Origin of the sequence: Bacillus capparidis, from assembly GCF_017832095.1 — a bacterium.
Taxonomy (GTDB): domain Bacteria; phylum Bacillota; class Bacilli; order Bacillales; family Bacillaceae; genus Bacillus; species Bacillus gobiensis.
The window spans coordinates 26,569-39,518 of sequence record NZ_JAFDST010000002.1 but is presented as its reverse complement, the minus strand read 5'-3'; the positions used below and the strand labels follow the sequence as shown (position 1 = coordinate 39,518).

The window sequence follows — 12,950 nt, the reverse complement described above, 5'->3', positions numbered from 1 at the left end:
GATAAGTTAAAGGAAAAGTGTCATATTTTTAATGTACCTATTTAAAATTTAATAAAACGAATTCGAAACATTTATGCTAGTCTGTCCGTTCAATAAAGAGAGCAAAATTACAGATGCGGGTACGCACGATAAGAAGGGAAGAATAGAATGAATTTTTGGGAAATCTTTGTCGCCGTAATTTTAGGACTGGTTGAAGGATTAACTGAATATGCCCCTGTTTCCTCCACCGGACATATGATCATTGTTGATGATCTATGGTTAAAGTCAAACGAGCTGGTTTCGGATGAAGCGGCATACGTATTTAAAATTGTGATCCAGCTTGGATCAATATTGGCTGTAGCGATCATATTCAGGGATCGCATCTTGAATTTGCTCGGTTTAAAGAGGAAGATTTCAAAAGAGCAAGAGCAAGGGAATAAATTGACACTTGCACAAATTTTCGTAGGACTGGTTCCCGCCGCGGTATTAGGTTTTTTATTTGAAGATTACATAGATCAGTATTTGTTTTCTGTTCAAACAGTTGCAATCGGCTTAATCGGAGGAGCTATTTTGATGCTCGTTGCTGATTGGATTAACAAACGGAAGCCAACAACCGATTCCGTTGATCAAATATCATACAAGCAAGCGATCGGCATGGGGCTGTTTCAATGTATTTCACTTTGGCCCGGCTTTTCCCGGTCAGGCTCAACGATTTCAGGCGGAGTTATCCTCGGGTTAAACCACAGAGCTGCAGCTGATTTCACATTTATTATGGCTATACCGATTATGGCAGGCGCCAGCTGTTTGTCACTGGTGAAAAATATGGAAGCTTTAAGCATGGATCTTTTGCCGTTTTTCGCAGTAGGCTTTATTACTGCATTTGTCGTAGCTCTAGTCGTCGTACAATTCTTTTTACAGCTGATTAACAGAATCAAGCTAGTGCCGTTTGCGATTTACCGGATTGTACTTGGGATTATTTTATTGCTTTTGTTTATGTAGATTAGTATTTTAGCAGCGTGCGGATCACCTCCGCACGCTTTTTATGATGAAATATTGTAATGTAATGTCGTGTGACTCAGCGAAAATTAAGATCGCGATAAAGGGGTCAGGATCGCGCGTAAAATGGAAAGACCGCAAAAAAAGAACCAAAATCGCAAGTGAATTGGTAAAAATACAGTCGTTTCAAAAAAATAACCAATACGATTAAAAGAGAACATTCAAATCAAACAAAAACAATGCTCAAACCTCTTATATTTGTATAAAAAATGCTTGTTTTTCATTTATATAATAGGAAAAGACGTTAAATACGGGGCCATAGCTCAGCTGGGAGAGCGCTACGCTGTCAGATTTATGCTAGTGATTTCTCACAGTAAAGCTTGCTAGAATACAGATATAATGCAATTCTGCTGGACTCGAACGTATGTTAAATCACTCACTATCACTTTGAGTTTCTGTCTTGTTCAAATACATTTTCTACTTCCGATTCATTACACCCTGTTTTTATCGGCTTAAATTAAACTGAGCGACTGTATACTTCGAGACAAGACCTTGATCGTTCATGATACGTCCAATACGACGTCGTGAGACTTGCCAACCAAGTTTTTCAAGCTCTTTTTTGATCTTTCTCTGCCCATAAATATTTCGGCTATTTTTAAAGACATCTACCACCATATTCGTCAGTTCTTCCTCATTGTTCTCACAAATATTGGCTTCATAATAATACGTACTTCTTGGAAGTTGCAGGACGGCACACATTGCTGATAACGAGTATTTGTGACGGTTATTTCTAATCACATCTACTTTCGTCCCATGATCAGCGCGGCTTGCTTTAAAATATCATTCTCCATCATGAGCTTTTGATTTTCTTTACGAAGTCGTATTAACTCTTCTTGCTCGGGAGTACGATTGTCTATTTCTTGAAAAGAACCTGATGTCTGGTGTTGACGAACCCATTTATCAAAGGCCGAAGGCGTCAGCTCGTATTCCTTAATCATTTCACTTCTTGGTTTACCCGAAGCATGCAGCTGAACGATTTGTTCTTTAAATTCCTTTGTGAATGTTCTTCTTTCTCTTTTCGTCATATTGATTCTCCTAAGTTTTTATTTGAATCAAGTGTATATGACCTTAACTTTTCTGTCCAACTAAGTGTAACCTATCCATGTAAAAAAACCAGAAACAAAGGGTGAGGCACTTCAAGCAATCCAGGAGTATATTGATTTCTACAATAAAGATCGTTTTCAAGAAAAATTTAACGGCCTTTCCCCGATTGAATATCGTGAAAAGACCGTAGCTTAAAGAGCTCTTTTTATAATTGTCTACTTGACAGGGGTATGTGCAGAGCTTTATTGCTCTGGCTCTTTTTTTATTCGATCTCAGTAATTTTTTCTACTTGCAAGGGTTTTATTGTTTTCATACAATTCTCATAGGTACTTTATCACGTATCACTAAAGGAGAGAAGAATGATTCAGATTGAAGAGGTATTTGATGGGTTGCAATCTGTTGGGGTTGACCTTGATACATTGAAAACTATTGATTGTACTGGGAAAACTCATGATAAGATAAAGAAAGAGATTTCAAAGAGAGTATCACTAATAGTTTTACATATTAACAAAACCTTGAATGTTACCCCCGATAAGTTTCAAGTCTCGGTAGATGAGAATATTAACAAGGAAAGCTCAACTATGTCACTTCAGTTTGAAATTGAGGTGCTTCACTAATGAGTATAGAAAAGAGCAAGAAAGAACTAATAGAAAAATACAATACTGGAGAGTTGACTGACAAGGCTGTTATTTCGCTTGGTCTCTCCTCTATTGTCATTATAGAAGTCATTCATGAAATGGCAATAGATAAAATTTTTGGTTACAGACAATTAGCCAATGGTGGGAAAACGTTCTTTCTTTGGAAACTTTACCACCATAAGAACGGAGTCTCTATTCTGTTTGGTGGTAGGTATTTACCTATTAATGATTTACTAAAAATGAATTATTAACTTCTCGGGTTTTACCTGAGAGGTATTTTTTTTGCTCTTGGATATTGGCTCCAAATAAGTACAAAATATGAGCCTTTTATGATCTGAGTCTTACCACAGTATGACTTGCAATTTTTTCTTTGTGCGCTTGACAACTCTTATGTAAGTACTGTACGATATATTTCTGGATAGATGCTCGTACTGAGTTCAAATGAAGGTAAAGCACTGTCAATACTCGGGGCCATAGCTCAGCTGGGAGAGCGCTACGCTGGCAGCGTAGAGGTCAGGGGTTCGAGCCCCCTTGGCTCCATCACTTAAACCCTTGTGTATCAAGGTTTTTTTTCATGACCAGATATTAGAAGATATACTAAATTCATCGGTTGGGGACGAATTGAATTTTTTGGGTTAAATTTATCAAATTTCTCCGCAGTATCTCTCGTCAATTTTTTAGTGACGTGGCTATTTGTTCCGGTTAGAACTTTTTGACTTGAATGTCCACTTCTTTTTTAGATTGTACTAAAATGAGCGCCTTCTTCTATAAGAAGAGTAACCATTGTATGACGGAGATCATGGAGGCGGATGTATTTTAGATCAATCTTTTTAGCAAACTTAGACCATCTGTAAGTGGGAGTCGTATAATAAAATGGTTTTCCAGTACCTCCATGAAATACATATTGCTTATCTCCTCCTTCCCATGCATCCCCTAATCTGAATTTCTCTCGTTTCCATATCATTTGATACTCTTTTAATTCATCCATGTACCAATCAGGCATGGCAACAAAACGTGTAGATCCTATTGTCTTTATTTCTTTAATATGTGCCTCATCGTTAACTGTTTTAGGAATATTCCTAGTTACATGAAAACCACCTTCTTCAAAGTCCACATCTTTATCCCATTCCAAAGCGATAGCTTCACCTCGACGTAGCCCACCAATCATAGCGGCCAAAAAATATAATCTCCAGTGAATAGGTTCTCTTGCATATAGTTCTTGAATGCATTTTTGGGCTTCTTCAGCTTCGTAATATTTCATTTCTTTTTTTCTTACCTTAGGAGCAGATATGTTTTCCATTGGATTAACCTTTATAAATTTCTATTCCTTAGTAGCCACCTTAAATAAACTTTTTAAAACTCTGTAAGAATCTAAAATTATCCGATCGGAAAGGCCTCCCCTTTTTTTGTCCTTACGTGCCCCCGTATGTCCCAACTGATCAATATAGTCAACAATTTGTTTGCTTTTTATCTGATCTAATCTTTTATGACCAAACACAGGGTTTATATGGTTTTTGAGGTGATTTTTATAGAGTTCAATGGTAGTAACAGAATATCTTTTTGTAACTACTTTGTTCATAAATTCTTCAGCGAAATCTCTAAATATAATTTTCTCAGGGGCAATGTATTCTCCAGCAAGTACTTCTTGTTTAAATTGATGTAATTGAACTTCTAAATAGTTTGCTAACTTTCGTGTCGTCTTTAAAAGCTTTTCATCTTCAATACGAATTGTCTTTGTTCTTTTGATTCTTTTATTTTTAGCATCATACCCTGCTTCGACTACGAGTCTAAATAAGTTTTTTCCTCTTTTTTCGATACTTGCCACATCTATCAACCTTTCATAATAATTCATTTTCGTTGATTAGGAATCAAGATTAAAACTTCATGAATGTCATTGATTTTTTGTCTTGTTCTGAATGGGGACGAGTTTTTGTAGGTGTCATAAAATCTTGAAATTTTTCATCAATTTTAGCTTGTTCTATCTTCCGACGGAAAAGATTCAAGCGTTTTTTCGCGAACTTTTTAGTAACACTAAATTCCTTGGCGATGAAAGAAGCCCCTTCTTTAATATTCGAATAGTTTGTAATGTTGTATTTCAGTAGCATAAAAGTAGGTACGCAAAAGTGATACATAAAATTATCTGCTTGATTTTCCTGTAGATATCTGAATAAGTTGATCATCCTATGCTGATTGCAATAATGCATTAAAATGTGACCTAATTCATGCGAAAAATCTTGCCATTCTTCTTCAGGTGAAAGATTGCTATTTAGTACAATGCTGTACAGACCAGATATTTTTGTTCTGCTCGGCTCATCATGATGGAAAATCCAAATGTCTAATTTCTCAGCAATCATATGCATTTGAATTTCACTCGGCTTAAGTATGCCTAATTCGATGTATACATTCTTTACATCCTCTTCTAGGTGTGACATCGAATAACGCAAAAGTAACCACCCCTTTGCAAACGTATGTTCTATTTTTATTTGAAAGAAAAGCCCTATAAAAGGGGGAACTTGATGATTCGGGCTCTTACATTAATCATACTGGCAGCTCGGGCAAAAGATACGGAATATCAAGAATGGCTTGAGGCTGATGGGAGGTAAGAAAGTGAATCAATTTACTATTCCAATCGTGCCAATGGGAGCCGTTTGCATGACACATAAAGGCAAATTCAAAGATAAAAATGCCCAGAAATATTTAACGTACAAAAGCGCTATCCAGTGGCAGTTGAAACAGCAAATGAAAGGGCACCAGATTATTAATGGTCCGGTTCATGTGGAAATATGGTTTAACATGCCAATCCCGGCTAGTTGGAGCGGCAAAAAGAAAGCAGAAGCCGTCGGAACCCGTCATTGTAAAAAGCCTGATATTGATAATTTAACCAAGGGTTTGTTTGACTCTCAATAAATTGATCTGGGCTGATGATAACCAGGTTGCTAGTATGACAGTTTACAAGCTTTATGCGGAAACCCCTGGTATTGAAGTCTTAGTGAAGGAGGTTGCGGCATGAGTACAAAAACTAGAAATGATCATCTACCGGGAGAGGTTATTACATGGAAAATGTCAGAGGAAGAACGGCTGACGTACATAGCCAAGCATCCGATCATTCCAGAGGAGAAGCCGAAGCCATTTGACATGCTAGAGCAAAAAGTTTGGTTAAAAAATTAAATAGCCCGAGCAGAGCCCGGACATTAAACTGTAGGAGGTTTACATTGTAACATGGGTTCTGCCTCGATTGGAGGTACTTATGGAGGATAAATTACAGGAAATTGTGAATGAAGCCAGCATCCGTACAACAATATTTGAGGATTCATACATCGTGGAAATAAGGAAGGAGTCATTTGATTATCTCATAGAGCAAGCTGAAAAGGCTGTTAACGTAGAAAATGAACGCTATTATCAAGCTTTGATTGACATTACAAGAAATCCATCGATCCAGAGTGCAGATCAAATGTACAGGGTCGCTTTAAAAGCACTGGCAGGTGATTCTGAGTGATGCCAAAACACATTGAAATCTTACATACAGTCTTAGCGACTAAGAATAAAGTGATAACAGTTCAGGAGCTCTCTGAGATATACGGAGAGCATCCCGAGGATATCGCGGCTCTGGCCGAACGTAACAAAGATTTGGTTGTGACAAATGGTGTAGTTATGGCGAAAAGGGAAAAGGCTTTAATAGCAGCATTTGTCGGAGCTGGGTAGTTTTGTTATTCGGAATCGTGGTTGAGTCGCCGGGTTTGATTGGGTAAGAGTAGACAACTAATGCAACATATTAAATCAAACAAAATACCAGAGCTGAATTAAGAATTTTCAGCTCTGAAGATCCGTGCTCTCATATTACAATGGAAATCATCATGTCCCATATTAAGACACCTACATTAGAGTGAGAGCTTAACAACATTCACATTTCTTTTTCTCTTTTTCTTTCTTTTTTTTGTTGCCATTTCTTTGTGCGCTGGTTTGGCTTTCGGATTGTGAATTTGATAGTGACTGTAATAAAATTAGCAAAAGTTTTTTAGAGATAAATTTTTTGTTCTTTTGTTTCTTATAGTGTTTATACATGCACATCTAATATCTCTCCTTAATATCTATTTAATATAAATATTTTATGGAGGCTATACAGAATTTGCGCAGGCTTATAACGTTATAAAGGTATATATTTTCAAGCTAGCTGCCATACGTTGATTAAGAGTATTATGAGGGGTTAGGGCAATGATGAACAAATGCAAAGAATGCGGTGCACCAACGAAAACACTATGATTTAAGGAAACAGCTGAAAGTAAAATTGTAGTTATTGTGAATAATCTAGATGACTAATCAAGTGAGAGTGAGCCTGAAAGAAATCGTCGGTGGTGGATATAAAATTTATTGGAATTATAAAGGTCGTTACAGAGTTGTAAAAGGCGGCCGCGGTTCCAAAAAATCAACCACAACGGCACTCAATACGATTAATCGTATGATGGAATATCCATTAGCAAATACATTAGTTGTGAGGAAGGTATTTAAAGATCATAAAGATTCTACGTATGCCCAGTTGAAATGGGCAATCAAACGACTCAAAGTGGAACATCTTTGGGAAGCAAAGCTTTCTCCATTAGAAATCACATACAAGCCGACAGGACAAAAGATATTGTTCTGAGGGCTAGATGATCCAATGAGTGTGACCTCGATCACAGTAGACGTGGGATTCCTTTGCTGGGCATGGTTTGAAGAGGCCTATCAAATCATGAATGAAGATGATTTTGACAAAGTAGATATGAGTATTCGTGGAGAATTACCTTCAGGATACTTTAAACAAATAACGCTAACCTTTAACCCGTGGAATGAGAAACATTGGTTGAAGAAGCGTTTTTTTGATGTACAGCAAAATAATATTCTGGCGATGACGACGAATTACCTGTGCAATGAGTTCTTAGGAGCAGATGACCGAGAGCTCTTTGAATGGATGAAGAAACACAATCCGAGAAGTATAAGATTGAGGGCCTTGGTGAGTGGGGGATTGCAGAAGGAGCTATCTTCACCAACTGGCGAGAGTTTGCTTTTGATAAGTCTGAAATCATTAAACGTCCGGGTGTAAAATCTGCCTTTGGTTTAGATTTTGGGTTTACAGTCGATCCAACTGCATTCCCTGCATCAATTGTCGATCCTAAGAACAGAGAAATCTTTATCTTTGATGAAATTTACGAAAAAGGCTTACTTAATAACGAAATTGCTGATGCAATCAAGAATAAAGGTTATCAAAAAGAGATTATTATTGCAGATGCTGCTGAACCAAAAAGCATTGGAGAACTAAGAAAATATGGCATTAGGAAAATTAAAGCGCTGAAAAAGGACCTGACAGCGTAGAAGCTGGCATTCAATTCCTTCAGCAGTTTTCTATTTACATTCATCCATTTTGCACAAATGCATCGATGGAGTTTAGCAACTATGTATGGGACCGCAATAAGGAAGGTCAAATGATTAATAAACCAGCAGATGAATATAACCACTTAATTGATGCGCTTCGCTATAGCGTGGAGCCGATCAGAAAAAGGATGAGAGTAAGGTAGGTGACAGAATGAACCTAAATCAGTACATCGACAAGATCAAAAACAAAGGGATAACTAAAGAGATCGTGATGGAATTGATCTCAACACATAAAAAAGATCACGAGCGCATAAAAAAGCTCTATGAACGATATAAATCAGAACCAGAAGGCGTGCCGATCTTGGAACGGACGCCTTTTAAAATGGATTTATCGGAGAAAGAAAAAATTCAAAGGATCGACGATAAAGTCAATAACCGATTGGCGAATGCCTTTGATGCCGAAATTGTAGATACCAAGGTCGGTTACATGTTTGGTCATCCGATCACCTATGAGTTTGATGATAAAAGGGGACCCGGCACAACTTCACCGATTAAAGACAAGATCGATACATTTAATCTCCGCAATCACGTGGAGGATGGGGACTCAGAACTTGGGAAAACGGCTGCTATTTGTGGGGGGGGCGGCAAGACTCATATATCTCGACATAGAAGGTAATGAGCGAATCAAGAATATCGATCCTTGGCAAGTTGTTTTTCTGGGCGACAACATAAGCGAGCCTACCTATTCGCTTTGGTATTACAAGGATGCTAATGGGTTTCAAGCTGCAGAATTTTACGATGATACGACGGTTTATTTCTTTCGATCTAATGAGAGTGGGGAGCTGCAGAACGTGTTCTGACTCTTATTGATGCATACAACCGAACATTGTCTGATGCAAGTAATGAGATTGAGCAATATCGTTTGGCCTATCTCATACTTAAGGATATGGGTGCCGATGAGGATACACTTGAACGAATGAAAAAGTCAGGTATAATCGAGCTTTTTGATGAAAAAGATGATGTGGATTACTTAACCAAAGGTATAAACGATGCTTTAATTGAACATCACTTGGATCGATTGGAAGAAAATATTTTGAGGTTTGCTAAATCGGTGAATTTTGGTGATGAGCAGTTTGCTGGGAATGTTACTGGCGTTGCCATGAAATATAAGATCATGTCACTTGAAAATAAATGTATCACCTTAGAGAGAAAGATGACATCAACACTGCGGTATCAATATAAGGTCTTATTCTCAGCATGGAGCAAACGGAATGGAGTGGCACTGGATGATTATTTGAAAGTTGGCTTTAAACGAAATCTACCAGTCAATATGATTGAAGAAGCTCAAGCGACAGCAGCACTTAGAGGTCAAGTCAGTGAGGAAACTCGACTCAGCAGGCTTTCTTTTGTCGATGATGTTCAATTTGAGATTAGGAAGATGCAAGAAGAACAAGATGAATATGCCCGTCATTTGCAACCGTTAGGCGAAAAGGTAAATCACGTTCTGGACTGCCGTTAACAGGAAAAGTATTGTTTATCGTTGCTCACGAAACAGGAAACAACTCAGCAGATGCTGACGCACATTTCAAGTATTTTAACCGGCATGTGACCGCATCCTCAGCTCACGCATTCATCGATGATACTAAAATTCTTGAAATCCTGCCTTTAAATGAAAAGGCGTGGCACGTACAATACCAAAAGGCTATGGATAATATCCTGTTTGGCGATGACGCAAATGATAGAGCGATTGGAGTTGAGTTGTGCCGTACTGGTAACTTTGCCAAAGCTTATAATCGGTACGTATGGTACATGTCTTACTTGTGCCGGAAATTCGGTTTGAAACCAAATAAGCATATCGTTTCCCATAAAGTATTAGATCCGGAAAGCCGATATGATCCAGAAAGTTGGTTGCAGCCACACGGGATTACATGGGAAAGGTTTATTTCAGATGTAACTGCAGTTTACAATGCTTGGACTGGCGCAATGTGAAAGTTGAAGCGCCAAAAACAGCAGTGAAAGCAGCAACATCAAACCCTGAAAAAGTGCTTAGAAAAGGTTCTAAAGGAGTAGCAGTTAAAGGATTACAGAAAAAACTCATTGCTGCTGGATTCAAATTGCCGCGTTTTGGCGCTGATGGACATTACGGCGATGAAACAGTCGTGGCTGTCAAAGCATTTCAAAAGGCTGTCGGGATTTCCGTTGACGGAATTTACGGACCTGATACAGACAGAAAGCTCGACAGCTACAAAAAGCCAGTGAAAAAGAAATCCAACGCATCAATTGTTCCTTATCCAGGTAAACTAATCCGAAGAGGGGCAAGAGGTAAAAATGTTGAGAGGATTCAACGTGCTGTTGGTGTACAACCTGACGGGATTTTACCCGAACCTTGGAAATCTTTGCTACAAAGAAAATCGCGCTGAGTATAATTCCGGCGAAAACCCCTTTCGATAAATCATGGGTAGCTACAACGGTAACAACTGTCACAACCATGACGATGGTGTCTGTTAAAGGGACTTTGGTTAAGGTTCGAAGAGAGGACCAATCAAATGTTCCAATGGACACCATGATCATAACCCCGGCTAAGGCAGCCATAGGGATTTGTACAACCCAATCCCCCAATACGATAATTAAGAACATGAGAAACACACCGGCAACGAAAGTAGATAATCGTCCTCTTCCGCCTGACTTTACATTAATAACTGACTGCCCAATCATTGCACAGCCGGCCATGCCGCCAAAAAACCCTGCGACAATATTTGCAATCCCCTGACCCCTGCATTCTCTGTTTTTATTGCTTTCTGTATCTGTCATATCATCTACAATCGAAGCAGTTAACATGGATTCTAATAAACCAACAACTGCTAACGCGAGAGAAGTCGGAAAAATGATCGCTAATGTTTCGAAATTCAGCGGGATTTCCGGCAGCAGGAATGACGGCAGCGATTGTGTGATTTGGCCCAAATCTCCGACCGTACGAAGATCAGTATTCGCGAAAATCGCAAATACTGTCATTATTACAATCGCAACAAGCGGAGCAGGCACTACTTGTGTAAAGCGCGGAAGCAAATAAATGATGGCCAATGTGACTGCAACTACTATATACGTCAGATTCGAAATTCCAATAAAATGAGGAACCTGTGCCATGAAAATTAAGATGGCTAACGCATTTACAAAGCCTACCATGACCGACCGCGGTATAAACTTCATAAAGCGTGCAATTTTCAGCACCCCAAATATCAATTGGATAATCCCCGTTAAAATCGTCGTTGCAAATAAATACTGGATTCCATAATCTTTGACTAATGTGGTCATAAGCAATGCCATTGCTCCTGTGGCGGCTGATATCATTGCAGGACGACCTCCGGCAAATGAAATCACTACGGCGATACAGAAAGACGCATACAGCCCTACCATTGGATCGACTCCAGCAATGATAGAGAAAGCTATCGCTTCAGGAATTAAAGCTAAAGCCACCACAATACCGGAAAGAATATCATTCTTTGGGTTTCCAAACCATTCCTTATTCAATTTTTGTAACAATTTAATTGACACCTCTTATTCTTTTCATTTTTTAATGGCTTCTAACTCTCATAGAAGCCGGGGCCGTTTTTAACAATTTCAACTTTAGCAGAGAACCCGGGAGAAGTCTAGAAAAAATTGTACCAAAACTAATCGTTTTTGGGACAAATCTCAACCATTATCTATACTTCCTCAGTTTTGTTAAAATAATGAATAGATTTGAAAGACAGGAGATGATTTCGTGATTATCGGCTATACTCGTTCATTCACTCGGGAGGAAACAACTTTGCAAATCGCAATTTTAAAGCAATTTGGTTGTGATAAGATCTACGATGAACCAAATGGCGTTGTAAACGATCAGACAGAATTAGATAAATTACTGCAATCGCTTTCGCAAGGCGATAAAGTCGTTGTTTATAAACTTTATTGTATTGCTAATTCAACCAGACATTTAATCGAATTGACACGATTTTTTAAGGAGTATCATATAGATTTCGTTTCGATACGGGATCAGATTGATACATCAAAAAAATGTGGTCAAATTTTTTTTCAGTTTATGGAGAACATTCAAGAATTAAAACATGACGTTATCAGTGAACGAACGAAAGCAGGATTAAATGAAGCAAAATCAAGAGGCAGCGTTGGTGGCCGCCCTAGAAAGCCTGATCGATATGTGAAACGGGCAATTGAAATGTACCTAAGCGGGAAGTTTACCATTGCTCAAATTACAATCGAAACCGGTATTAGTAAAACGACTTTGTATCGATACTTAGAGGATTCCAATAAGTATTGATGAAGACACATGTGTATAAATTCTCATGGTCTCATATTATCTTGCCCCGCGTCGCACTTTGTGTTTCCTTAAATTCGCAGACCAAATCTGGTAAAACAGCTGCCCTTCCATATGGTAGGGCTAATTCCTTTTTACATCAACAATATCAATAAACTTAACCAAATTGGCATCCCCGTTATTATCCACAACATGTAACTGTTTAGTTTGCTTGTTTATGTAATCCACAAGCCGTGTGATCTCGCGGAAATGTCCATCATCACACACCATTAAACTGTAACGGAAACACAAACTCCATTGATTCATGAATTATGTTTTCCATATCCTCAAAATGTTGCTGATACAGCTCTGGCTTTTCGACTAGCAGTATTTCTCTTTTACGTGCAACCAAAGCCTCTCGGTGTTCGGGGAGCATCATCCGGCTAGATTCCCATATTATGTTTGATCCTGGTGTTAACATAGTAACTTTCATAATTCTCAGCTCCTTTTTCGTATAATATACGAACATACGTTGTTAATTCAATGTAAAAAAATACCTAGCACGTTAGACGGGTATAACCTTCGAGAAATGTAAGATC

15 protein-coding genes, 1 tRNA gene and 6 pseudogenes are annotated in these 12,950 nt (G+C 38.4%); 16 read left to right on the top strand and 6 right to left on the bottom strand.

Annotation, left to right across the window (positions count from 1 at the left end):
• The first annotated feature begins 147 nt into the window (after nucleotides 1-147).
• Complete coding sequence (locus tag JOC74_RS07260; RefSeq protein ID WP_053603950.1) at nucleotides 148-978, top strand: undecaprenyl-diphosphate phosphatase; 831 nt, start codon at nucleotides 148-150, stop codon at nucleotides 976-978.
• A 381-nt stretch (nucleotides 979-1,359) separates the two neighbouring features.
• On the opposite strand, the pseudogene JOC74_RS07255 reads toward JOC74_RS07260, so the two are convergent.
• Nucleotides 1,360-2,060: pseudogene (locus JOC74_RS07255) on the bottom strand (IS3 family transposase); the annotation flags it as partial.
• Between the two features lie 106 nt (nucleotides 2,061-2,166).
• Here JOC74_RS07255 and JOC74_RS07250 point away from each other — a divergent pair.
• The 4 genes and pseudogenes from JOC74_RS07250 to JOC74_RS07235 form a co-directional block, all read left to right on the top strand.
• Nucleotides 2,167-2,274 (top strand): annotated as a pseudogene (locus JOC74_RS07250) (IS3 family transposase); the annotation flags it as partial.
• 164 nt (nucleotides 2,275-2,438) lie between these two features.
• Nucleotides 2,439-2,696, top strand: coding sequence for a hypothetical protein (locus JOC74_RS07245; RefSeq protein WP_053603948.1), 258 nt, complete (start codon nucleotides 2,439-2,441; stop codon nucleotides 2,694-2,696).
• Complete coding sequence (locus JOC74_RS07240; protein WP_053603947.1) at nucleotides 2,696-2,968, top strand: hypothetical protein; 273 nt, start codon at nucleotides 2,696-2,698, stop codon at nucleotides 2,966-2,968. The genes JOC74_RS07245 and JOC74_RS07240 overlap by 1 nt, the downstream gene beginning before the upstream one ends.
• Before the next feature lie 216 nt (nucleotides 2,969-3,184).
• Nucleotides 3,185-3,257, top strand: a tRNA-Ala gene (locus tag JOC74_RS07235).
• Nucleotides 3,258-3,453: 196 nt separating this feature from the next.
• Here the strand turns inward: JOC74_RS07235 and JOC74_RS23420 are convergent.
• From JOC74_RS23420 to JOC74_RS07225, 3 genes are read right to left on the bottom strand one after another with little or no spacing between them, the layout of a single operon-like run.
• Nucleotides 3,454-4,017, bottom strand: coding sequence for a site-specific integrase (locus JOC74_RS23420; RefSeq protein ID WP_225970215.1), 564 nt, complete (start codon nucleotides 4,015-4,017; stop codon nucleotides 3,454-3,456).
• 21 nt (nucleotides 4,018-4,038) lie between these two features.
• Nucleotides 4,039-4,542, bottom strand: coding sequence for a tyrosine-type recombinase/integrase (locus tag JOC74_RS23890; RefSeq protein ID WP_225970214.1), 504 nt, complete (start codon nucleotides 4,540-4,542; stop codon nucleotides 4,039-4,041).
• Nucleotides 4,543-4,591: 49 nt separating this feature from the next.
• Nucleotides 4,592-5,161: an ImmA/IrrE family metallo-endopeptidase gene (locus JOC74_RS07225; protein ID WP_098945235.1), complete on the bottom strand. Its 570-nt coding sequence runs from the start codon at nucleotides 5,159-5,161 to the stop codon at nucleotides 4,592-4,594.
• Nucleotides 5,162-5,309: 148 nt separating this feature from the next.
• Between JOC74_RS07225 and JOC74_RS07220 the strand changes: the two are divergent.
• From JOC74_RS07220 to JOC74_RS07185, 10 genes and pseudogenes are all read left to right on the top strand, one after another.
• Nucleotides 5,310-5,727: pseudogene (locus JOC74_RS07220) on the top strand (RusA family crossover junction endodeoxyribonuclease).
• The gene (locus JOC74_RS07215; RefSeq protein ID WP_192841114.1) at nucleotides 5,724-5,885 is read left to right on the top strand and encodes a hypothetical protein; all 162 of its coding nucleotides are present in this window, start codon (nucleotides 5,724-5,726) and stop codon (nucleotides 5,883-5,885) included. The pseudogene JOC74_RS07220 and the gene JOC74_RS07215 overlap by 4 nt, the downstream one beginning before the upstream one ends.
• A gap of 79 nt (nucleotides 5,886-5,964) precedes the next feature.
• Nucleotides 5,965-6,213 (top strand): hypothetical protein, encoded by a 249-nt coding sequence (locus JOC74_RS07210; protein ID WP_053603946.1) that lies wholly within the window; start codon nucleotides 5,965-5,967, stop codon nucleotides 6,211-6,213.
• Nucleotides 6,213-6,419, top strand: coding sequence for a hypothetical protein (locus JOC74_RS07205; protein WP_053603945.1), 207 nt, complete (start codon nucleotides 6,213-6,215; stop codon nucleotides 6,417-6,419). The genes JOC74_RS07210 and JOC74_RS07205 overlap by 1 nt, the downstream gene beginning before the upstream one ends.
• A 607-nt stretch (nucleotides 6,420-7,026) precedes the next feature.
• Nucleotides 7,027-7,635 (top strand): annotated as a pseudogene (locus tag JOC74_RS23410) (PBSX family phage terminase large subunit); the annotation flags it as partial.
• 23 nt (nucleotides 7,636-7,658) lie between these two features.
• Nucleotides 7,659-8,063, top strand: a complete 405-nt coding sequence (locus tag JOC74_RS23405) for a terminase large subunit (RefSeq protein WP_280881814.1) — start codon at nucleotides 7,659-7,661, stop codon at nucleotides 8,061-8,063.
• 8 nt (nucleotides 8,064-8,071) lie between these two features.
• Nucleotides 8,072-8,266 (top strand): terminase large subunit, encoded by a 195-nt coding sequence (locus JOC74_RS23885; protein WP_312883821.1) that lies wholly within the window; start codon nucleotides 8,072-8,074, stop codon nucleotides 8,264-8,266.
• An 8-nt stretch (nucleotides 8,267-8,274) separates the two neighbouring features.
• Nucleotides 8,275-9,582: pseudogene (locus JOC74_RS07195) on the top strand (phage portal protein).
• An 11-nt stretch (nucleotides 9,583-9,593) separates the two neighbouring features.
• Entirely contained in the window at nucleotides 9,594-10,052 is a 459-nt protein-coding gene (locus JOC74_RS07190) for a peptidoglycan recognition protein family protein (RefSeq protein WP_376773351.1), read from the top strand.
• Nucleotides 9,992-10,231 (top strand): annotated as a pseudogene (locus tag JOC74_RS07185) (hypothetical protein); the annotation flags it as partial. The gene JOC74_RS07190 and the pseudogene JOC74_RS07185, both read left to right, overlap by 61 nt.
• Here JOC74_RS07185 and JOC74_RS07180 read toward each other — a convergent pair.
• Nucleotides 10,230-11,603, bottom strand: a complete 1,374-nt coding sequence (locus tag JOC74_RS07180; RefSeq protein ID WP_211086112.1) for a SulP family inorganic anion transporter — start codon at nucleotides 11,601-11,603, stop codon at nucleotides 10,230-10,232. The pseudogene JOC74_RS07185 and the gene JOC74_RS07180 sit on opposite strands and share 2 nt — an antisense overlap.
• A gap of 220 nt (nucleotides 11,604-11,823) precedes the next feature.
• Here JOC74_RS07180 and JOC74_RS07175 point away from each other — a divergent pair, with 220 nt between their 5' ends.
• Nucleotides 11,824-12,375: a recombinase family protein gene (locus JOC74_RS07175; protein WP_053603941.1), complete on the top strand. Its 552-nt coding sequence runs from the start codon at nucleotides 11,824-11,826 to the stop codon at nucleotides 12,373-12,375.
• 256 nt (nucleotides 12,376-12,631) lie between these two features.
• On the opposite strand, the gene JOC74_RS07170 is transcribed toward JOC74_RS07175, so the two are convergent.
• Entirely contained in the window at nucleotides 12,632-12,844 is a 213-nt protein-coding gene (locus JOC74_RS07170) for a YolD-like family protein (RefSeq protein WP_053603940.1), read from the bottom strand.
• Nucleotides 12,845-12,950: the final 106 nt, after the last annotated feature.

Bases quoted from the DNA above. Each gene is read 5' to 3' on its own strand.
- JOC74_RS07260 (WP_053603950.1), top strand. From the start codon at position 148: ATGAATTTTTGGGAAATCTTTGTCGCCGTAATTTTAGGACTGGTTGAA.
- JOC74_RS07245 (WP_053603948.1), top strand. From the start codon at position 2,439: ATGATTCAGATTGAAGAGGTATTTGATGGGTTGCAATCTGTTGGGGTT.
- JOC74_RS07240 (WP_053603947.1), top strand. From the start codon at position 2,696: ATGAGTATAGAAAAGAGCAAGAAAGAACTAATAGAAAAATACAATACT.
- JOC74_RS23420 (WP_225970215.1), bottom strand. From the start codon at position 4,017: ATGGAAAACATATCTGCTCCTAAGGTAAGAAAAAAAGAAATGAAATAT.
- JOC74_RS07215 (WP_192841114.1), top strand. From the start codon at position 5,724: ATGAGTACAAAAACTAGAAATGATCATCTACCGGGAGAGGTTATTACA.
- JOC74_RS07210 (WP_053603946.1), top strand. From the start codon at position 5,965: ATGGAGGATAAATTACAGGAAATTGTGAATGAAGCCAGCATCCGTACA.
- JOC74_RS07205 (WP_053603945.1), top strand. From the start codon at position 6,213: ATGCCAAAACACATTGAAATCTTACATACAGTCTTAGCGACTAAGAAT.
- JOC74_RS23405 (WP_280881814.1), top strand. From the start codon at position 7,659: ATGGATGAAGAAACACAATCCGAGAAGTATAAGATTGAGGGCCTTGGT.
- JOC74_RS07170 (WP_053603940.1), bottom strand. From the start codon at position 12,844: ATGAAAGTTACTATGTTAACACCAGGATCAAACATAATATGGGAATCT.